This window comes from Sandaracinus amylolyticus (assembly GCF_000737325.1).
In the GTDB taxonomy this organism is placed as follows: Bacteria; Myxococcota_A; Polyangia; order Polyangiales; family Sandaracinaceae; genus Sandaracinus; species Sandaracinus amylolyticus.
On the sequence record NZ_CP011125.1, the window covers coordinates 3435637 to 3455308 of the forward strand.

Sequence of the window (19672 nt, forward strand, 5' to 3'; positions counted from 1 at the left end):
CGTCAGCGCACCAGCACCGGCGCGACGAACACGCCGCCCGCGCCGCCCGGGCTCCATCCGTCCTCGACGCCCGGCGGCAGCGTCCCGTCCGCGGTGCGCACCACGATGCAGCCCGCGCCGCCGCCGCCTCCGCCGCCGTTCGCGCTCCGCGCCTCGTTCGCCTCGCCCGCGCGCCCCGCGAGCACCTCGCCGCCGCCCGAGTCGCCGCCGCTCGCGCCGTACTCCGGGCCGCCGCTCGCGCCGCCGCTCGCCGAGGTCAGCGACACGCGCCCGTCCTCGCCGTCGCCGCCGCTCGTCCCGGCGCTCGCGCTCCCGCCGCCGCCTCCTCCGGTCGCGCCCAGCGTCCCGCTGCCCTCGAACGCCACCTCCGGCGCCTCGAGCAGGATGCCGCCGCCGCTCCCGCCGCCGCCGCCCGCGCCCCAGTTGCCGGCCTCCACGCTGCGCCCCGCGCGCCCGCCGCCGCCGCCGACCAGGATCGCGCCCTCGACCCGGATGCGCCCCAGCGCGCTGATCTGAACGCCGCCGCCTCCCCCGCCGCCCAGCCCGAACGTGCCCGTCGCGCCGGGGCCGCCGCCGGTCGCGCCGAGCCCGAGCCCGCCGCCGCTCCCGCCCCGCAGCGGCACGAGCAGCTGCGCGTCGGTCGCCGGTCCTGCCGCGCCGCCCGCCGCGTCGCCGCCCGCGCCGCCGGCGCCGCCGCTCCCGCAGAGCCCGCCGCCGCCGCCCCCGCCGTCGTCGAAGCTGCCCATCCGCGTGCCGCCGCGTCCCGGGCCCCACCCGCTGCCGTCGATCGCGCCCGGGCGCCCGCCCGCGCCACCGCCCGGCCCCGGCCGCTCCAGCGCCGCGCTCGCGTCGAGCGTCCCGCGGATCTCCACGTCCCCGGTCGCCAGGATCGCCAGCGGCAGGTTCCCCACCACGCTCAGCGTCGCGCCGCTCTCGACGCGCAGGTTGCGCACCTGCAGCACGCACACCGAGGGCCCCGCGCTCTGCGGCACCACCCGCGCCAGCGACATCGTCGAGGTGCACGCGCTCGTGTCGAAGCGCGCGGTCCCCGCGACCACCACGTCGCGCGCCTCGGTCGTCCACAGCTCCGCGCCGACGTTCGACGGGATCATCTCGCCGCACCGCACGCCCTCGGTCGCGCACGGCAGCGCGCACGCCTCGACCACCGGCCTGCCGCCCTCGCAGCGCGTCAGCGTCGACCCCACGCAGCTCGGGACGCACTCGCCGCCGCCTCCGTCGATCGGCGGAGGCCCGGCGTCGACCCCCGGCTCGTCGCCCGCGTCGACCCCGCCCGCGTCGAGCACACCGCCGCCGCCGTCGCTCCCCGCCGGGGGATCGAGGCGACCCTCGTCGGGGTCCACGATCGTGCTGCACCCCGACACCAGCACCGAGACGATCAGAAGACGTGCGAAGCGACCGCGCATGGGGGTGATCGTCTCAGAGTCCCGCGATCGCGAGCAAGCGGCCTCCGATGTCACGTCCCGCCGGCCTGCCTCGTCCTGGGGGCGAACGACGAAGGAGAAGGCGAGCATGGAGACCAAGCCCCGGGTGATCGTGGTCGGTGGTGGGTACGCCGGTGTGATGGCGGCGCTGCGCGCGTCGCGTCGCCTCCGCCATCGCGGCGAGGTCGTGCTGATCTCGGATCGCGACGCGATGATCGAGCGCGTCCGGCTCCACGAGGCGGCGTCGGGCACCGTCGACCCCGCGCGTCCCCTCGCGACGCTGCTGCGCGGCACGCGGGTGCGGATCGTCCGCGGGCGCGTCGAGTCGGTCGATCGCGCCGGCCACGAGGTGACGCTCTCGAGCGGCGAGCGGATGCGCTTCGATCGCCTGATCGTCGCGATCGGAAGCCGCGTCGACGCGAGCGCGATCCCCGGCGCCGCGGAGCACGCGTTCACGCTCGAGCCCGACGCGGTCGCGGAGCTCGAGGTCGCCGCGCGCGACGCCGCGCAGCGCGAGGGGCACCTCGTCGTGATCGGCGGCGGCCTCACCGGCATCGAGGGCGCGACCGAGCTCGCCGAGCGCCACCGCGGCCTCCGCGTGACGCTCGTGACGTCGGGCGAGGTCGGCCCCGGCCTCCACCCGCGCGCCGTCGAGCACCTGCGCCGCGTCTTCGCGCGCCTCGGCGTCACGCTGCGCGAGCACGCGCGGGTCGAGCGCGTCGAGGCGGGCGCGGTGGTGATCGCGGGCGAGCGCCTGCCCTTCGACGTGTGCGTCGGCGCGGTCGGCTTCGCGATCCCCGGGTCGCTGCGCGCCTGGGGCTTCCCGGTCGACGCGCGCGGCCGCGCCCGCGTCGACGCGATGCTGCGCCTCGAGGGCGCGCCCGACGTCTACGTCGCGGGCGACTGCGCCGCGCCGAGCGGCGTGCTCGGCTCCGCGGTCCCGTTCGGGTGCAAGAGCGCGATGCCGATGGGCGTGCACGCCGCCGAGAACGCGGTGCGCTCGCTCGGCGGCGAGCCCGAGCACGCGCTCGACTGGTCCGACGCGACCTACTGCATCAGCCTCGGCCGCCGCGAGGGCCTGGTGCAGCTGATGGATCCGCGCGGCACCCCGCGCACGACCTTCCTGTCGGGCCGCCTCGGTGCGATCGTGAAGGAGATGATCTGCCGCTACACGGTGCGCAGCGTCGAGCTCGAGCGCGACGGCTGGTGGGAGTTCCGCTTCCCGCGCGTCCGCCTGCACGCGCTCCCGGCGCGCGATCCCGAGCGCCTCGCCGCGCCGCCGGAGGCCGCATGAAGAACGACCCCGCCGCGCTCTACAGCGAGCACCGCTCGTTCCTGATCGGGCTCGCGTACCGGATGCTCGGCAGCGTCGCCGAGGCCGAGGACGCGGTGCAGGAGGCGTTCGTGCGCGCGCAGGGTGCCCCGAGCAGCCCGTTCAACGATGCCGCGAACGCAGCCGAGTCGGCATCGGCAGATGCCGAGCGCGGCGGAGATCGTGGCGGCGTCGGACGGGCTGCGACGAACGATCGAGCAAGCAGAGCCGACGTGGCGTCGCCGCGCGCGTGGCTCGCGACGGTGGTCACGCGCATCTGCCTCGATCAGCTGCGCTCGGCGCGCGCGCGGCGCGAGCAGTACACCGGCGAGTGGCTGCCCGAGCCGGTGCGCACCGACGTCGCGGGCGCGGTGGTGCAGCCGCGCGATCCCGAGGACGCCGAGTCGCTCTCGCTCGCGTTCCTGCTCTTGCTGGAGCGCCTCTCGCCGCTCGAGCGCGCGGTGTTCCTGCTGCACGAGGTGTTCGACTACTCGCACGCCGAGGTCGCGGCGATCCTCGAGCGCGACGAGGTCGCGGTGCGGCAGCTGATGTCGCGCGCGAGGGCGCACGTGAAGGAAGGGCGCCCGCGCTTCCCCGCGGATCCCGACCGGCACCGCGAGCTCGTGATGCGCTTCGCGATGGCGATCGGGGAGGGCGATCTCGGCGGGCTGCAGGCGATGCTCGCGAAGGACGTGGTCGCGCGCTCCGACGGCGGCGGTCGCGCGAAGGCGGCGCGCCGTGCGGTGCAGGGCGACGATCGTGTCGCGCGCTTCGTGGTCGGGCTGGCGCGCAAGGCGTCCGCGGACGTGCGCTTCGAGCTGATGGAGATCAACGGGCGCACCGGGATCGCGTGGAGCATCGCGGGGCGGCCGCTCGGGGTGATGGCGGTGACGATCGATGGGGATCGGATCGTGGAGATCGATCTGGTGATCAACCCGGAGAAGCTCTCGGGGATCTCCGCGCGGGAGTAGGTCTCGGCGGGGGCGCGTGGCAAGGGGCCCTCGCTAAGCCTCGCGACCGGCTTGCAGTGACGGTGGGGCGTCGGGGGGCGGGATCGTTCTCGGCATCGCGTCCGCGATGCCGAGAACCAGGCGGGGACGTGGCTGCCGTCGGGTGGGTCGCTGCGGAAGCGCTCGGGCCCCCTGCCACGCGCCCTGCTGGTGAGGTCTCGGCCGCGCGCGGAGGGGAACGGCGCGCGGTGTGGTGGACCGACTCGCCCTTCGGGCATCGTGAGCCGATTCGCCGGGCTCGCCCTTCGGGCCTCGCCCCGATGTTGCGTCGTGCTCGAGGCGCGCGCGCTGCGCTCGACGACGCTGTGCTGTGCTCGACGGGTCGCGCGCTGTGCTCGACGACGCTGTGTTGTGCGCGACGCGCCGCGCGCTGTGCTCGACGACGCTGTGTTGTGCTCGACGGGTCGCGCGTTGTGCTCGACGACGCTCTGCTGTGCTCGACGCGTCGCGCGCTGTGCTCGACGTCGTTCTGCTGTGCTCGACGCGCTGCGCGCTGTGCTCGACGTCGCTCTGCTGTGCTCGACGCGCCGCGCGCTGTGCTCGACGTCGCTCTGCTGTGCTCGACGGGTCGCGCGCTGTGCTCGACGTCGTTCTGCTGTGCGCGACGGGTCGCGCGCTGTGCTCGACGGCGTTCTGCTGTCCTCGACGCGCCGCGCGTTGTGCTCGACGGGGGTTTTCCTGTGCTCGACGGGGGTTTTCCTGTGCTCGACGCGCGCTTTCCTGCGGCGGGCGGGCCGGGGGTCCGCGTTCGCGGGCCTCGCGCTCTGCGCGGGAGGTCGCCTACGTTCGCGCGCATGGCTGCTGCGAAGAAGCGATCCAAGAAGGCAACCCCCATCAAGAAGGCGGCGACGACGCGGCGGACAGCCGCGAAGGGCCGCGTTGGCCTCGATACGAGCCGCGCGTGGTCGCTCGACGAGATCGAGCGCGAGCTGACGCCGGTGAGTGCGGCGCGCGTCGCCGCGGTGCGCGACGCGATCGTGCGTGCCTACGGCGACGACAAGCTCGTGGAGCTCGGCACCGGCTTCCGCACCGAGGAGATCGTCGCGGTCGCGCCGAACGTGGTCGCCGCCGCGCTCCTCGCGGTGCGCAAGCTGGGCCGGGCGCCGCAGGGGCTCGCGCTCGAGCTCCTGACGCTCGCGGTGTCCGAGGCGCGCGAGCTCGCGCGGCTCGATCTCGCGCACGAGCAGCAGCTGCGCGACGTCGCGAGCGAGATCGCCGGACGGCGGGAGGCGCTCAAGACGTCGCGCGCGACGGCGCTGCGCGAGCGCCGCGCGGTCGCGACGCACCTCCTGCGCAACGTGCTGCCGCGCGATGCACCGCAGCGCGCGGAGCTCGAGCGCGCGGCGGGGAAGGCTGCGACGGCGTCGTCCGTCGTGGCGAGCGTCCGCACGGTCGCGCGCATCCTCGCCGACGCGCGCCGCGACGAGTCGCTGGTCGTCGTGCTCGACAGCTACGGCTACGACGACGCGCTCGTCGCACGGCTCGAGGCGCTCGCCGCGGAGACCGAGCGCCTCTCGGGGACGAGCGCGACGCTCACGCCGCCCCAGGCCGTCGATCAGCGAACCCTCGATCGGCACGACGGGCTCGTGCTGGCGATCCTCCGGGCGATCGTCTCGGCGCTCCGTGACGCGCAGCGAGCCGGCGCGCCGATCTCGCTCCCGCCGCTCGCAGGGCTCGAGCGGCTCCTGGTGCCCTCGCGCGACGACGAGCAGGACGACGAGGAGCCCGAGCCGGTCGCCCCCGCGTCGTGATCGCGCTCGCGCACACGCTCGTCGCCGGGCTGACCGTCGCAGCCCGGCGACGAGGCGCGATCAGCGCGCGGCGGGCATGCGGAGGACGAGGTGGGGCGGCGTCGCGCCGTTCGGGAACGCGGCGCCGAGCAGCGAGACGACGCGCATCACCGGCGTCTCCTCGTCGGCCTCGACGACGGTCGGGCACGCGGCGGCGCCGCACACCGGGCGCGTCACGCCGGAGATCGCGGAGTCGGCGGCGGTCGCGACCTCGGCGCGGAACGCGAAGGCGCCGGTCGTCGACGGGTCGGGCGGGATCTCCTCGCCCTCGCCGGTCGGCGCGGCGCGCACGCCCTCGATGAGCGCGGGGCCGCTCGGCGCCTTGCTCGGCTCGGGCGGGGGCGCGCCGACGCGGTTGAAGCGCACCTGCATGCCGCGGCCGCGCGCCCAGAGCACGACCTGCATCTGCCCGTCCTCGGGCGTGACGCTCGCTTTGGGATCGCAGTCGACGTACTGGCCGGGGCCGGCGGCGCGGCACGCGTCGTACGACTCCTCCCAGCGCGAGGTGAAGTCGCCCCAGCCGCGCGCCGGGCCGCCGTAGGTCGCGGGATCGACGGGCTCGGGGCCGAAGGGCGCGATCTGCGGCGAGGAGAGCGGCATCCAGCTCGGCGCGGTGGGCGCGGCGCCGGTGGTCGAGACCGGGCGCACCGCGAGGAGGATGTCGCGATAGCCGGCGGCCGTGAGCGTCTGGATGGTGCGCACGAGCGTGCCGTACGGGACCATGCCGTGCGCGGTGAGCGCGACGCGCGGTCGGGCGGGCGCGGCCTGGAGCGCGGTGCGGAGCTGGGTGAGCCCGTCGGGCGTGACCTCGGCGGCGGGCACGCGCCCGCGCTCGAGCGTGTAGACGGGACGGCTCTCGAGGCGCAGCTCGGTCGGGCTGATCTCGACGCGGAGCGCATCGCTCGGCGCGGTCGGATCGCCGCGGAGCGAGATGGGGAGCTCCATGACGCCGACGATCGGCGTGGTGTCGACGGTCTCCTCGGACGAGTCGGAGCCCCCGCAGGCGGTCGAGAGGGCGAGAGCGAGGATCAGAGCGCGAGCGGCTGGAACCGAGCGGTGGCCATGCATGGCGCGGGAGAGTAGCGGAAGTGCAAGCGCGGACGCACGGGGGCCGCGGGGGCGAGGACGAGGGCGGGTGCGAGCGAGATCGATGGGACCCGCGCGGAGTCGACGAGCTACCGGAGCCGAGCAGAGAGCGCTTCGAGCCGCCCGCGCTCCCCGGGATCACGCACTCGAGAGATCGCTCGTCGCACGCCCGCTTGCGCCTCGGCGCCGAAGATCCGCACCACGAGCTCGCTCGCCCGCGCGTTGAGCGACTCCGTGCGCACCGCGCGCAGCAGGTTCTCGAGGATCGCCGGATCGCCGCGCACGCTCTCGTCGACGCCCACCGCGCGCTCGTACTGGTCCATCGCAGGCGAGAGCCAGCCGCGCGCCGCGTACGCGTGACCGAGCACCAAGCGGCCCCGCACGTCGCCCGGGCGGTCGTTGCGATAACGCTGGAGCGCGCGGATGTCGCCCGCGCCGATCGGACGGCCCCGCTCGATGCGCGCGTCGACGCGCGAGAGCACGCCCGGCAAGCGACCTCGCAGCGGGTTGCGCGCCGGCGGTCGCGGTCCGACCCGCACCGGCGCGACGAACGGCGCCTCGACCTCGGGCGCGACCTCGCCCTCGTCCTCCTCGCCGACCAGCGCCTCGGTGTCCTCGGCGCCCGCAGCGACGGGATCGTGATCGCGCGGCGTGACCTCCGCCGCCGCGACCGGCGCGGTCGGCTGGGTCGCGATCGTGCCCGGGCCCTCGCTGCGCGCGAGCGGGGCTGCCGGGGGCGCCGGCTCGGTCGTCGGCGCGTCCGCGACGGGCTCCGTCGTCGCGCGCCGCGCCGTCCACGCGATGCCCGCGATCGTCATCAGGAACACGATCGCCGCGATCCCCGCGCGCATGCCCATCGAGCGCGCGCGCTCCGCGGCGGTCGGAGTCGGCGCCGGGCGCTCGCTCGCCGCGGCGGCCGCGGAGATCGGCGTCGGCCGCGCGGGGCGCGTCGTGTCGCGCCGCGCGTCGTGGCCACCGACGCCTCCGCGCACCAGCGGCTCGTACGGCAGCGCGTCCATCGCGTCGATCATCGCGCGCGCATCGGGGAAGCGATCGTCGGGCGACTTCGCGAGCGCGCGCGCGACGAGCTCCTCGAGCTCGGGCCGCACGACCGATCCCGGCAGCGCCTCGGCGAGCGTCGGCGGCTGCATCACGAGGTGCGCACGCAAGAGCTCGGCAGGCTCTTCGAACGTGAAGGGACGACGCCCCGCGATCAGCTCGAACAGGATCAGCCCGGCCGCGTAGAGATCCGAGCGCGCGTCGGCGCGGCGCGCGCCCGCGGCCATCTGCTCGGGCGGCATGTACGCGGGCGTGCCGACGACGAGCCCGCTGCGCGTGAGGTCGCCGCCGGGATCGTCGCCGACGAACTTCGCGAGCCCGAAGTCGAGCACCGTGACGTGATCGCGCCCGTCGGGCAGCTGCCGCACGATCACGTTCGCGGGCTTCAGGTCGCGGTGCACCACGTCGCGCTCGTGCGCGTAGGCGAGGCTCGCGAGGATCTGGCGCACGATCATGAGCGCGCGCTCGGGCGGCAGCGGCTCGCCGACGATCTTCGCGAGCTCGACGCCCTCCACGAGCTCCATCACGAGGAAGGGCATGCCGCCCTCGACGCCGTAGTCCGTGATCGTGACGACGTTCGGGTGCGAGAGCGACGAGAGCGCCTTCACCTCGCGCTCGAAGCGCGCGCGCAGCTGCGGGATGCCGCGCAGATCGTCGCGCAGCACCTTCACCGCGACGTTGCGCGCGAGCTTCAGGTGCTGCGCTCGGTACACGGTGCCCAGCCCGCCCTCGCCGAGACGCTGCTCGACGCGGTACCGCTGCTCGAGCACCCGACCGACGAACGAGTCGGCGGCGGACACGAGCGGAGCTTCGGACGGGGCGGGGCGCGACATCGAGCACCCCAATCATCGGAAAGGCTGGGCGCGCGCGCAACGCGAACCTGCTTGCGCGCCCTCCACGGCCCCACACGGGCTCAGGGCATCGCGATCGACCGCACCCGCGCGACCACCGCGTCGAGGGCCGTGGTGAGGGTGTCCGCGGCGATGCGATCCGACGCGGGCTGCCCGAGATCCCGCAGCATCTCGTCGTACTGCCCGGGCGCGTCGCCGTCGCTGTTCGAGCGGTAGAGGACCAGCAGCAAGGTGCCGTCCGTCATGAGCCGCGAGCGCACCGCGGGCCACGTCGCCGCCGTCGGGATCGTGGTGTAGGGCGAGTGCAGCGCGGTCGACGTGGGGCTCGGTCCGTTGTGGCTCGAGGCGTCGGTGTAGACGACGATCACGCGACGCACGCCGCTGCGCCAACAGCCTCCGGCGGTGCGGCCGGTCGAGCACGCGAGGGGGATCGCCGACGCGGGCGGGGTGCCGCCCGCGAGGATCGAGAGCGCCTCCACGGCGCTCTCCGGCAGGTCGTTGCCGTTGCGCTGCGGGGCCGCGGCGAACGCCGCGTCGATCTCGGCGCGCGTGCGCGTCGGCTGCACACCGCCTTCGAAGGGACGATCCCCGGTGACGCCGAACGGATCGATCGGGAAGTCCGCGTACCACGCGACGCCCACCGCGACGTCGTCGATCGCGAGCAGCGGCGCGACGAGGCGCGTGCCGAAGTTCGCGACGTTGTCGCGCACGTAGGTCGCGTGCGAGCCGGTCACGTCGAGCAGCACCATGACGTCGACCGGCACCGTGCCGCGGCACGCGTCGAGCGGCGTGTACGTGCACGAGTCGGTGCACTGCACGCGCTGCGTCTGCATGGGCGGGCAGAGCGCGCCGCTCCGGGTGACGGTGCCGGGCGCGCAGACGCCCTCGCCGGTGCACGTGCCGCTGCCGTCCCACTCGCACGACGTGTTGCAGCGCGCGGTGCGCGTGCCGCAGTTGCCGCACGCGACGGGACCGGTGGTGCCGGGCATGCAGACGCCTTCGCCCCCGCACGGGCCGTACTCCCAGACGCGCGCCGACGTGCAGAAGCGCTCGCGGGTGCCGCACATGCCGCAGGGCACCTCCTGGAGCATGCCGGGGGTCGGGCACGCGTCGGCCGAGCACTCGCTGGCGGGCTCGAACGTGCACGCGTCGTTGCACAGGAATTCGCGGGTCTGCGGAGCGGTGCAGGTCTCGCTGCTGCGGGTGCGCGTGCCGGGCGCGCACTCGCCCTCGGCGGTGCAGCCACCGGTGCGCTCCCAGACGCACGCCGTGGTGCAGCGCGCCGTCTGGGTGCCGCAGTTGCCGCACTCGACCGCGTCGATGGTGCCGGGCGCGCAGACGCCCTCGCCCTCGCACTCCGCGTACTCCCAGACGCGCGAGGCGGTGCAGAAGCGCGAGACGGTGCCGCAGTTGCCGCAGGGCACGTCCTCCACGACGCCCGGCGAGTCGCAGCTCTCGGGCGGTCCCGCGTCGAGGTCGGGCGGCGATGCGTCGTCGCCCGGCGCGCCCGCGTCGTCGTCGGGGATCGTTCCGGCGTCCTGCCCGGGGACGGTCGAGGCGTCGTGCTCGCCCGCGTCGAAGTCGTCAGCCCCGCCGTCGTCGCCGGGTGGGTGCGACTCGCCGCACCCCACCGCGATCGTCGCGACCACCACCGCGATCCCCCACCACACGCCCCGTCGCATCCGCACCTCCGCCCGCGTACCGCCGTCGGCGGAGGATTCTACCCCACCGGACGCCGACCCTTCCTCCTCCCGAGACGCGGCGGGGGGAACGGGTGTAGACATGGCCGGCGTCCGTTGCTATGAGGCGGCCCCGCCGAGGGTGGGCGCGCGGGAATAGGGAAGGCGCTCGACCCCGACACCCCGCCCAGCGGTGCCATTGACCGTCCGGAGCTTCCGGTCGTTCGGAGACCCCAGGAGTCCTCATGTCCAGCCGTCTGTCCTCGCTTCTTGCTCGCGTGGCAGCCGCCGCTGCCGCGCTCGCGGCGTTCGCGGCGCCAAGCCTCGCGCTCGCTCAGGAGACCGGCCACGCCGCAGGCGGCGAGGCCAACCTCCGCCTGCCCGACTTCTCGACCGTGACGATGCTCGGCATCGACGGCCGCACGCTCTTGATGAGCGGCCTCGCGGTGTGCGCGCTCGGTCTCGCGTTCGGCTTCGTGATCTTCAACCAGCTGAAGGCGATGCCGGTCCACAAGACCATGCTCGACATCAGCGAGCTGATCTACGAGACGTGCAAGACGTACCTGATCACCCAGGGCCGCTTCATCATGATCCTGTTCGCCTTCATCGGGGCGATCATGGTCGTGTACTACGGCGTGTTCGCGTTCGCGCACCTGCCCGCGGGCGAGCGCTGGATGCGCGTCGGGATGATCCTCGTGTTCGCGCTGATCGGCGTGGCCGGCAGCTACGGCGTCGCGTGGTACGGCATCCGCGTCAACACGTTCGCGAACTCGCGCACCGCGTTCGCGTCGCTCCAGGGCAAGGGACACCCGGTCTACGCGATCCCGCTCAAGGCCGGCATGAGCATCGGCATGATGCTCATCTCGGTCGAGCTGATGATGATGCTCCTCATCCTGGTCTTCGTGCCGGGTGAGTTCGCGGGCCCGTGCTTCGTCGGCTTCGCGATCGGCGAGTCGCTCGGCGCGTCGGCGCTGCGCATCGCGGGCGGCATCTTCACGAAGATCGCCGACATCGGCTCGGACCTCATGAAGATCGTCTTCAAGATCAAGGAAGACGACGCGCGCAACCCCGGCGTCATCGCGGACTGCACGGGCGACAACGCGGGTGACTCGGTCGGTCCCAGCGCCGACGGTTTCGAGACCTACGGCGTGACCGGCGTCGCGCTCATCTCGTTCATCCTCCTCGTGCTCACGAGCCCGGAGGCCGCCGAGGCGCAGAAGATGCTGCTCGTGTGGCTCTTCATGATCCGCGTCGTGATGGTCGTGGCGAGCGCCGCCTCGTACCTCGTGAACGAGGCGATCGCGAAGAGCCGCTACGGCAACCTCGGCAAGTTCAATTTCGAGCACCCGCTCACGGTGCTCGTGTGGCTCACGTCGATCGTGTCGATCCTCGCGACGTTCGGCGTCAGCGCGGCGCTGATCCCCGAGCTCGGCGGCGCGTCGAGCGCGTGGTGGAAGCTCTCGGTGATCGTCAGCTGCGGCACGCTCGCGGGCGCGATCATCCCCGAGCTCATCAAGGTCTTCACGTCGGTCGAGTCGGGCCACGTGCGCGAGGTCGTGACCGCGTCGAAGGAAGGCGGCGCGTCGCTGAACGTCCTCGCCGGCCTCACCGCGGGCAACTTCAGCGCGTACTGGATGGGCATCGTGTTCGTCGTGCTGATGGGCGTCGCCTACGGCGTGACGATGATGGACGCCGGCACGAGCGAGGCGCTCGGCGCGATCATCCGCTTCCAGACCGAGGGCGGCTGGGTCGACGTCTCGCCGATCTTCGCGTTCGGCCTCGTCGCGTTCGGCTTCCTGGGCATGGGCCCGGTGACGATCGCGGTCGACAGCTACGGCCCGGTCACGGACAACGCGCAGTCGGTATACGAGCTCTCGCTCATCGAGAACGTCCCGAACGTCAAGGAAGAGATCAAGAAGGACTTCAAGTTCGACGCGAACTTCGAGGTCGCGAAGGAGCTCCTCGAGGAGAACGACGGCGCGGGCAACACGTTCAAGGCGACCGCGAAGCCGGTGCTCATCGGCACCGCGGTGGTCGGCGCGACGACGATGATCTTCTCGATCATCGTGCTGCTCACGGGCCTGCGCCCCGAGCTGCTCACCCACCTCTCGCTGATGCACCCGCCCTTCCTGCTCGGCATGCTCGCGGGCGGCTCGGTGATCTTCTGGTTCACCGGCGCGTCGACGCAGGCGGTCTCGACGGGCGCGTACCGCGCGGTCGAGTTCATCAAGGCGAACATCAAGCTCGAGGGCGTCGAGAAGGCGTCGATCGAGGACTCGAAGAAGGTCGTCGAGATCTGCACGGTCTACGCGCAGAAGGGGATGTTCAACATCTTCCTCACGGTCTTCTTCTCGACGCTCGCGTTCGCGTTCCTCGAGTCGTACTTCTTCATCGGGTACCTCGTCGCGATCGCGCTGTTCGGTCTGTTCCAGGCGCTCTTCCTCGCGAACGCGGGTGGCGCGTGGGACAACGCGAAGAAGGTCGTCGAGACCGAGCTCAAGGCGAAGGGCACGGACCTCCACGCGGCGTGCGTCGTCGGCGACACCGTGGGTGATCCCTTCAAGGACACCTCGTCGGTCGCGATGAACCCGGTGATCAAGTTCACCACGCTGTTCGGCCTGCTCGCGGTCGAGCTCGCGGAGATCCTCCAGGGCAGCGTCGACAACGGCGCGACGATGCGCGTGGTGATCGCGGCGGTGCTCTTCGCGATCAGCGCGTTCTTCGTCTACCGCTCGTTCTACGGCATGCGCATCGCAGCGCTCGAGGGCGAGAGCCACGCGAAGACCGCGGCCGCGCCGGCCGAGTGAGCTGAGCGAAAGACACGATGGAGCGGGCGTCGAGCGATGAGCTCGGCGCCCGTTTCGCTTTCAGCGCGACCAGGCGTCGAGGAGCGGACGTCGAGAGCGCGACGACCGCGATCAGCGGGACGCGTGGTGGACGAGACGCTCGCACTCGACGAGGACACGCGAGCGCCCGCCCGAGTTTCCGCGTCCCTACGTCACACGCCGCTCATCCGCGGATCGCCGAGCACGAGCACCTGCTCGCGCACCGGTAGGTAGCCGCACCCGCAGCAGCTGCCGCCGCCCTCGCCGGGCACGTGGACGCGGATCGGGATCGACCGCTCGCCGACGTGCACCACGAGCCCGTGGGTGCCGCCGCCGATCTGCGGCGAGGTGCACGTCACGGTCTGTGGCGCGTCGGCCGCGACGCACGCGAAGCCGGCGACCGAGACGCTCGACGCGTCGTGGGTGTCGTCGAGGTGGACGTCGATCGTGATCGGCGGCGGGCACGGGAGGCAGGCGCAGGCGCCACAAGCGGAGAGCCCGAGCGCCGCTGGGATCGCGACGAGAACGAAGCGCATCCCGCGAGGCTACTCCATCACTCGCGATTCGCGCCGATCGCCTCGCGCAGATCGTCGTCGAGCGCGTCGGGCTCGACCTCGATGCGGCCGTGCTCGATCGAGCTCACCGCCGTCGCGGGCACCACGAACGCGCCCGCGCCCGGCACGTCGATCACGAGCAGCTCGCGTCGCACGTCGAGCACCGTGCCGAGCGGCTCGGCGCGACCGCGCGCGTGGATCGCCTGACCGACCTCGACCGTGACCTCCGCGGCCGGGCCGCGGATGGCGTCGCGCTCCTTCAGCGCCTTCTGGAGCAGCTTCGGGAGCTTCACGACCTCGTCGTTCTTCCCGACCCGCGCGTCGAAGAGCGGGCGCACCTCGTCGGGCGCGCCGTCCTCCGGCTCGAGCGCGATCAGCACGAGCTCCTCGAGCTCGGGCCGGCTGCGCATCGCGAGCGCGAGCTCGACCGCGTCCTCTTGCTCGAGATCGATCACCACCGCGTCGGGATCGCTCGCATCGTCGAGCGCGTCCATCGCCGATCCGAACGCGCGCACGTCCAGGCCCGCGCGCTCGATCAGCATCGCGATCGCGCTGCGCACGCGCTCCGGGCCCGCGATGAGCCACACCACCGAGCGCTTGCGCTCTCGGCTCTCGCGCTCGCGCTTCTTCGAGCTCTTCGCCGCGCGCGCCGCGCTCAGCGCGGTCGCGGGCGAGCTCTTCTCCGCGAGCACGCGACGCACCTCGGCCTCGACGCGCACCGGGTCGACCGGCTTCGCGAGCACCGCGTCGCACGGCGGGACGACCTCGAGCCCGTCGTGCGCCTGACCGGTCACCGCGATCACCGGCACGTGCGCGGTGCGCGGATTCGCCTTGATGCGCAGCGTCGCCTCGATGCCGTCCATCTTCGGCATCCCGATGTCCATCAGGATCACGTCGGGCGGGCGCTCGGCCGCGCGCGCGACGGCGTCTTCTCCGTCGACCGCTTCCTCGGTCTCGAAGCCGCGCGCGGCGAGGTGGCCGGAGAGGAGGTCGCGGGCATCCGCGAAGTCGTCGACGACGAGGACTCGGGTCATGAGCGAGCGGAGCGAATCGCAGCCAGAGGAGGAGGAGAGAGCGCGATCCACGTCGAGGGAATCGCACCCTGTGACGCGCCACCAACTAGCCCCCGGGGCGGTCTGCCACAACCGGTCGTGGTGGCGGCCATCTGCGTTCTTCACGCTGTGACGCGTGCTGCGGTACGCTCCGGTCGTGGCGGAGCCCAACGATCTCGTGATCGTCGAGGCCGATGGCTCGGTGCGCGTCCCCGGGCGCGGTGCGGATCGGCGGTTGCGTGACCGCGCCGGACGTTATCGGCTGGTGGTCGACGCGACGGGGCTGATCGTCCTTCGCGCCGAGAAGAGCGACGGTGCAGCGCAGCCGCGCGTGCTGATGGCGGGCGAGATCGTGTCGCGCACGTCGATCCTCGAGCTCGTGAACATCATCGCGAGCGCGAGCTGGCGCGGCGACATGCACATCTTCGGTCCCGACGCGCACCGCGTGCTCTCGATCGATCAGGCCGCGCTCAAGAGCGCGACGAGCACGCACCCCGACGATCGCCTCGGGCAGGTGCTCTATCGCAACGGGATCCTGAGCAAGCAGCAGCTCGACGAGATCCTCGCGGAGGTCGATCCCGAGCGTCGCTTCGGGCAGATCGTCGTCGACAAGGGCTCGATCTCGCAGGAGCAGCTCTTCGAGCAGCTGCAGAAGCAGGTCGAGCAGATCTTCTTCGCGTCGCTCCTGATCCGCGAAGGGCACTACGTGTTCGTGCAGCCCGACGAGGGCGCGGAGGCGCCGGTGCACCCGGTGCACCTTCCGGTGCAGGCGCTGCTCATGGAGGGCGTGCAGCGCATCGACGAGATGGCGCTCTTCCGCGAGCGCATCCCGCACGACGAGCTCGTGCCCGAGGTGCAGCCGCGCGTGAGCGTGCACTCGCTCGAGGAGACCGCGCAGACCGTGCTCGCATGGGCCGACGGGAACCGCACGATCGAGGACATCGCGCGCGAGACCGGGCTCGGGCAGTTCATGACGGTGAAGGCCCTCTACGGGCTCCTGCAGCAGAACCTCGTCGTGCTGCGGCCGAAGAAGTCGGTCGACTCCACCGCGGTGCGCAAGGTCGTGTCGCAGTTCAACGACGTGCTCCGCGACATCTTCATGGCGGTCGCGACGTACGGCGGGGTGGATCAGACGCGCAGCACGCTCGAGGCGTGGATCGTCGGCAGCGGCTACGGGCCGATCTTCGGCGAGCACGTCGAGGAGGACGGCAGCATCGATCCGGCCGTGGTCGCGCGCGCGCTCGCCGACATCAAGGTGGACAACCCGATGGAGGGGCTCCACCAGGCGCTGCACGAGCTCGCCGCGTTCGCGCTCTTCGCGGCGACCACCTCGCTGCCGCGCGATCAGGAGCTGATGCTCTCGCGCGACGTCACGACGCGGCTCAAGCGCATCCGGATGTGACCCGGAGCGTATACCGGGGGTATACGAAATCACGGCCCGACAGCTAGCGGCGTGAGCCGTCGGGAATGCACGCTGAGGACCTCGAAGGAGACGTCCTCGCATGCGTCACGCGATCTCGATCTCGGTGCTCGCCTCGGTGTTGCTCGCGCTCTCGGGCTGTGGTGGTGACGAAGGCGCGGGCGGCGACACCGACGCCGGCGGAGGCGCCGACGCGGGCGCGCAGGACTCCGGCGCGACCGAGGAGAACACGGACGCGGGCAGCGACGCCGGCCCGCCGCCGGTCGACGCGGGCCCCGCGGCCGACGTCGAGTGGCAGATCGAGCCGGAGCCGCTGACCATCGATCGCGACATCAGCTTGAGCTACGGCTACTCGTACACGCTCGCGGTCACGGGGGACCCGTTCGTATACTCGGTGCGGCTCTATCGCTGCATGAACATCGCCACGCGCGAGCCGGTCTGCTGGGACGAGGAGATGCCGAACCTCCCCGACACGTACGGCGTGCGCTGGGGCATCGACCCGACGCAGTACGGGATCGGCGAGAACAGCTACACGTTCCGCGTCGTGGTCCGGCGCGGCGAAGAGATCGTCGACGAGGACTCGATCGAGCTCACCGCGACGGTCACCGCGTGCTCGACGTGCGTCGGCTCGGGCAACGAGCCCGAAGAGGAGTGATCGCGCCTCACGCGTCGTCGCGCGGCGCGGCCGCGCGACGGGCGAGCACGAGGTCGAGCACGGCGTCGAACCCGTCGACGACACGGATGCACGCGATGGCGCGACCCGCGCGCGCCGCGAGCTCCGCGACGCGCTCGCCGTAGACGAGATCGCTGCCCCACACGATCGCGGTCACGCTCGAGGGCAGGCGCGAGAGGCGCCAGAAGAGCTCCTCGGGCTCGACCGCGGGCACGTCGGAGGCGTCGGTGATCACGACGACCGGCGGGCCCGCGAGCGCACGATCGATCGCGGCTGCGCTCGCCGCGGCGCGCGCGTGGATGCGCTCGGGGCCGAGCGCGGCGGCGAGGCGCATCGCGAGACCGCCGCGGCCCGCGAGCACGAGCACGGGCACCGGCGCGTCGAGCACCGGCAGATCGTGGGTCTCTTCGTCCACCCACACGTCGGGGATCTCGGAGAGATCGACCGGGATCGTGTGCTCCTCGGTCGGCGCGGACGCGGTCGCGAGCACGTCCTCGACGGCGTGCATGACGCGCTTGGTGTGCGCGTCTCCGAGCCGCGCGCGCAGCGCGTCGCGCAGCGAGACCGCGACGAACGACTCGATCTCCTCGATCTCCGAGGGGACGCGGGCGCCCCACTGCGCGAGCGCGTCGAGGAGCACGTGCGCAGCGTCGCGAGGCGCGAGGGTCGCCTCCAGCGTCTCGCGGATCTTTCCGAGGATCGCGGGCTCGCTCACGGAGGGATCTGTCTCACGGGAGGGACGCCGCGGCAACGATACGATCCGACGGGTCAGGCGCGCGTGTCGCTCACGTTCGTCTCGGCGAGCTCGGAGATCGTGCGATCGGCGCTCGAGGTCGACGCAGCCGCGCGGCGCGCGACGAGCAGCGCGTGGATGGGCGCGTCGCCGTCCTCCCACGGCAGATCGGGCGTGCCGGGCGCGCGCTCGAGCGCGTCGAGGACCGTCGATGCGCGCAGCGTCGCGGGATCCGGCACGAGCGCGTAGCGACGATCGGTGCGCTCCACGCTCGTGCGCACGAGGCCGTGCGCGGCGAGCTCGTCGAGCACCCCGCGCAGCGGTCGGATGCCGACGCCGAGCTCGCCCGCGAGCACACGGAGCGCGACGCCTCCGCTGCGCGCACCGGCGCCGCGCTGGGCGAGGGCGATCACGGCGCGCACCGCGAGCGCTTGTCGCTCCGCGTGATCGCGCAGCGTGCCGCGCGCGAGCTGCCGCAACGTCGGCGCGTCCTGGTGCGCGGCGACGACCTGCGCGCCGAGCAGGACGATCACCCACGACACCTGGATCGAGAAGAGCAGGATCGGGAGCGCGCCGAACCCGGAGTAGATCGCGTTGTAGCGCGCGAGGCCGACCTGGAAGCGGATGTGCGCGAGCTGGATGCCGTACCAGCCGATCGCGGCGAGCGCGGCGCCGAGCAGCGCGGAGCCACGTCGCACCGAGGCGTCGGGGAGCTCGAGGTACAGCACGAAGAGCGCGAGCATCACCGCGAGCGGTGGGAGCACGGAGAGCAAGACCTCGCGCACGAACGGGAACGGGATCACGTGCACCACGACGCGGCTCGCGAGGGTCTGGTGCGAGAGCACCGCGCTCGTCATCGCGTAGGTGAGCCCGATGGGCGCGGTGATCGCGACGACGATCATCGCGCGCACGCGGCGGAGGAACGGACGCGGCGGGCCGCGGTGCTGGAACACGTGCTCGAACGCTTCTTCGACGCCGAGCAGCACGCGCACGAGGGCCCACACGAGCACCACGAGACCGGCGATCCCGAGGCCCGCGACGTGCGTCGATCGCACGAGCACGAAGAGCCCGTCGAGCGTGGAGCGCAGGCCGCGCACGCCCTGGGGGAGCGTGGGATCGTCGGCGTCGCCGAGCGTCTCGCCGAGGAAGGGCTCGAGCGTGTCGTGGATCAGGAGATCGGTCGCGCCGAGGACGTCGGCGATCGCGAACGCGAGCGCCGCGGCGGGGACGATCGCGAGGATGGTCGCGAACGCGAGCGAGGCGGCGCGGATCTGGAGGCGCTCGCGGAAGAAGCCGCGCGTCGTGAGCCACACGAGGCGCAGCACGAGGACGAGCGCGCGGCGCGGTGGGGAGAGCGTGGTCTCGTCGACCTCGAAGAGCGCGCGGCTCAGGTACGCGGCGCCGCGCTCGAGCGGCGCGGGCAGCGGGGCTCCCGTGAGCCATGACCGCCGGTCTTCGGGCATGCGCGAGCGGGCAGGGTAACGCGGCGGACAGCCTTGACGGAGGAGAGAACGCGCCGCACGACTGTCCGCCGCCAGCGCGGCGTGGAGGAGAGCGAATGGTCGAGCCCGAGACCCTCGAGCAGCGGATCCGATCGGCGATGCCCGACGTCGAGCTCGTGCGCATCGAGGACCTCACGGGCACCAAGGACCACTACCAGGCCGTCGTCGTCTCGCCGTCGTTCGCGGGGATGACGCGCGTCGAGCAGCACCAGTCGGTCTATCGCGCGCTGGGTGAGCTCATGGCGGGCCCGGTGCACGCGCTCGCGCTCCAGACGTACACGCCCGAGGCGTGGAAGAAGAAGAACGGCTGAAGGCCGAGAGGTGGGTCAGATGGACGATCAGCTCCGCCAGCGCATCGAGGAGATCCTGGGCTCGCACAAGATCGTGCTCTTCATGAAGGGCACGAAGAGCTTCCCGCAGTGCGGGTTCTCGGCGACGGTCGTCGAGGTGCTCAAGCGGGTGAACGCCGACTTCCACACGGTGAACATCCTGCAGGACGCGGATCTGCGTCAGGGCATGAAGGACTACGCGAGCTGGCCGACGTTCCCGCAGCTCTACGTGGACGGTCGCTTCGTCGGCGGCTGCGACATCGTCCGCGACATGTACGAGGGCGGCGAGCTGCAGCCGATCGTCGACAAGGCGCTCGGTCGCGCCTGACGCTGGACGGATGTTCAGCACGCCCTC

At 72.9% G+C, this 19672-nt stretch carries 16 protein-coding genes; 8 read left to right on the forward strand and 8 right to left on the reverse strand.

Going from position 1 to position 19672, the window contains the following annotated elements:
- Positions 1 to 2 precede the first annotated feature (2 nt).
- Positions 3 to 1424, reverse strand: coding sequence for a hypothetical protein (locus DB32_RS49960; RefSeq protein ID WP_053233054.1), 1422 nt, complete (start codon positions 1422 to 1424; stop codon positions 3 to 5).
- A gap of 106 nt (positions 1425 to 1530) precedes the next feature.
- On the opposite strand from DB32_RS49960, the gene DB32_RS14515 reads away from it, so the two are divergent.
- From DB32_RS14515 to DB32_RS14525, 3 genes are all read left to right on the forward strand, one after another.
- Entirely contained in the window at positions 1531 to 2736 is a 1206-nt protein-coding gene (locus DB32_RS14515) for an NAD(P)/FAD-dependent oxidoreductase (protein ID WP_075097521.1), read from the forward strand.
- Positions 2733 to 3725 (forward strand): sigma-70 family RNA polymerase sigma factor, encoded by a 993-nt coding sequence (locus tag DB32_RS48210; protein ID WP_053233056.1) that lies wholly within the window; start codon positions 2733 to 2735, stop codon positions 3723 to 3725. The genes DB32_RS14515 and DB32_RS48210 overlap by 4 nt, the downstream gene beginning before the upstream one ends.
- An 833-nt stretch (positions 3726 to 4558) precedes the next feature.
- Positions 4559 to 5515 (forward strand): hypothetical protein, encoded by a 957-nt coding sequence (locus DB32_RS14525; RefSeq protein ID WP_053233057.1) that lies wholly within the window; start codon positions 4559 to 4561, stop codon positions 5513 to 5515.
- A 60-nt stretch (positions 5516 to 5575) separates the two neighbouring features.
- Here the strand turns inward: DB32_RS14525 and DB32_RS14530 are convergent, their stop codons facing one another.
- From DB32_RS14530 to DB32_RS14540, 3 genes are all read right to left on the reverse strand, one after another.
- Positions 5576 to 6499, reverse strand: a complete 924-nt coding sequence (locus DB32_RS14530; RefSeq protein ID WP_157069042.1) for an ExbD/TolR family protein — start codon at positions 6497 to 6499, stop codon at positions 5576 to 5578.
- Positions 6500 to 6729: 230 nt separating this feature from the next.
- Positions 6730 to 8532, reverse strand: coding sequence for a serine/threonine-protein kinase (locus DB32_RS14535; protein ID WP_083457388.1), 1803 nt, complete (start codon positions 8530 to 8532; stop codon positions 6730 to 6732).
- An 80-nt stretch (positions 8533 to 8612) separates the two neighbouring features.
- Positions 8613 to 10232, reverse strand: coding sequence for a vWA domain-containing protein (locus DB32_RS14540; protein ID WP_157069043.1), 1620 nt, complete (start codon positions 10230 to 10232; stop codon positions 8613 to 8615).
- Between the two features lie 242 nt (positions 10233 to 10474).
- Here DB32_RS14540 and DB32_RS14545 point away from each other — a divergent pair, with 242 nt between their 5' ends.
- A complete protein-coding gene (locus DB32_RS14545; RefSeq protein ID WP_083457389.1) occupies positions 10475 to 13036 on the forward strand; it encodes a sodium-translocating pyrophosphatase in 2562 nt (853 codons plus the stop codon).
- A gap of 191 nt (positions 13037 to 13227) precedes the next feature.
- Here the strand turns inward: DB32_RS14545 and DB32_RS14550 are convergent, their stop codons facing one another.
- Both DB32_RS14550 and DB32_RS49065 read right to left on the reverse strand, forming a co-directional pair.
- Positions 13228 to 13590, reverse strand: coding sequence for a hypothetical protein (locus tag DB32_RS14550; protein WP_053233062.1), 363 nt, complete (start codon positions 13588 to 13590; stop codon positions 13228 to 13230).
- 17 nt (positions 13591 to 13607) lie between these two features.
- A complete protein-coding gene (locus tag DB32_RS49065) occupies positions 13608 to 14642 on the reverse strand; it encodes a response regulator (RefSeq protein WP_053233063.1) in 1035 nt (344 codons plus the stop codon).
- Between the two features lie 175 nt (positions 14643 to 14817).
- On the opposite strand from DB32_RS49065, the gene DB32_RS14560 reads away from it, so the two are divergent.
- Together DB32_RS14560 and DB32_RS14565 are read left to right on the forward strand one after the other, a co-directional pair.
- Positions 14818 to 16062 carry a DUF4388 domain-containing protein gene (locus DB32_RS14560; protein WP_053233064.1) on the forward strand — a complete coding sequence of 415 codons (1245 nt, stop codon included), beginning with the start codon at positions 14818 to 14820 and terminating at the stop codon, positions 16060 to 16062.
- Between the two features lie 100 nt (positions 16063 to 16162).
- Positions 16163 to 16735 (forward strand): hypothetical protein, encoded by a 573-nt coding sequence (locus DB32_RS14565; RefSeq protein ID WP_053233065.1) that lies wholly within the window; start codon positions 16163 to 16165, stop codon positions 16733 to 16735.
- 7 nt (positions 16736 to 16742) lie between these two features.
- Here DB32_RS14565 and DB32_RS14570 read toward each other — a convergent pair whose 3' ends face one another.
- Complete coding sequence (locus DB32_RS14570) at positions 16743 to 17468, reverse strand: hypothetical protein (protein WP_053233066.1); 726 nt, start codon at positions 17466 to 17468, stop codon at positions 16743 to 16745.
- 53 nt (positions 17469 to 17521) lie between these two features.
- Positions 17522 to 18949: a YihY/virulence factor BrkB family protein gene (locus DB32_RS14575; protein WP_053233067.1), complete on the reverse strand. Its 1428-nt coding sequence runs from the start codon at positions 18947 to 18949 to the stop codon at positions 17522 to 17524.
- A gap of 95 nt (positions 18950 to 19044) precedes the next feature.
- Here DB32_RS14575 and DB32_RS14580 point away from each other — a divergent pair, with 95 nt between their 5' ends.
- Positions 19045 to 19299, forward strand: a complete 255-nt coding sequence (locus tag DB32_RS14580; protein ID WP_053233068.1) for a BolA family protein — start codon at positions 19045 to 19047, stop codon at positions 19297 to 19299.
- 19 nt (positions 19300 to 19318) lie between these two features.
- A complete protein-coding gene (gene grxD / locus DB32_RS14585) occupies positions 19319 to 19645 on the forward strand; it encodes a Grx4 family monothiol glutaredoxin (protein ID WP_053233069.1) in 327 nt (108 codons plus the stop codon).
- Positions 19646 to 19672 lie beyond the last annotated feature (27 nt).

Excerpts from the sequence above, each read along its gene's own strand:
- DB32_RS49960 (WP_053233054.1), bottom strand. The coding sequence starts at position 1,424 with ATGCGCGGTCGCTTCGCACGTCTTCTGATCGTCTCGGTGCTGGTGTCG.
- DB32_RS14515 (WP_075097521.1), top strand. The coding sequence starts at position 1,531 with ATGGAGACCAAGCCCCGGGTGATCGTGGTCGGTGGTGGGTACGCCGGT.
- DB32_RS48210 (WP_053233056.1), top strand. The coding sequence starts at position 2,733 with ATGAAGAACGACCCCGCCGCGCTCTACAGCGAGCACCGCTCGTTCCTG.
- DB32_RS14525 (WP_053233057.1), top strand. The coding sequence starts at position 4,559 with ATGGCTGCTGCGAAGAAGCGATCCAAGAAGGCAACCCCCATCAAGAAG.
- DB32_RS14530 (WP_157069042.1), bottom strand. The coding sequence starts at position 6,499 with ATGGAGCTCCCCATCTCGCTCCGCGGCGATCCGACCGCGCCGAGCGAT.
- DB32_RS14535 (WP_083457388.1), bottom strand. The coding sequence starts at position 8,532 with ATGTCGCGCCCCGCCCCGTCCGAAGCTCCGCTCGTGTCCGCCGCCGAC.
- DB32_RS14540 (WP_157069043.1), bottom strand. The coding sequence starts at position 10,232 with ATGCGACGGGGCGTGTGGTGGGGGATCGCGGTGGTGGTCGCGACGATC.
- DB32_RS14545 (WP_083457389.1), top strand. The coding sequence starts at position 10,475 with ATGTCCAGCCGTCTGTCCTCGCTTCTTGCTCGCGTGGCAGCCGCCGCT.
- DB32_RS14550 (WP_053233062.1), bottom strand. The coding sequence starts at position 13,590 with ATGCGCTTCGTTCTCGTCGCGATCCCAGCGGCGCTCGGGCTCTCCGCT.
- DB32_RS49065 (WP_053233063.1), bottom strand. The coding sequence starts at position 14,642 with ATGACCCGAGTCCTCGTCGTCGACGACTTCGCGGATGCCCGCGACCTC.
- DB32_RS14565 (WP_053233065.1), top strand. The coding sequence starts at position 16,163 with ATGCGTCACGCGATCTCGATCTCGGTGCTCGCCTCGGTGTTGCTCGCG.
- DB32_RS14575 (WP_053233067.1), bottom strand. The coding sequence starts at position 18,949 with ATGCCCGAAGACCGGCGGTCATGGCTCACGGGAGCCCCGCTGCCCGCG.
- DB32_RS14580 (WP_053233068.1), top strand. The coding sequence starts at position 19,045 with ATGGTCGAGCCCGAGACCCTCGAGCAGCGGATCCGATCGGCGATGCCC.
- grxD (WP_053233069.1), top strand. The coding sequence starts at position 19,319 with ATGGACGATCAGCTCCGCCAGCGCATCGAGGAGATCCTGGGCTCGCAC.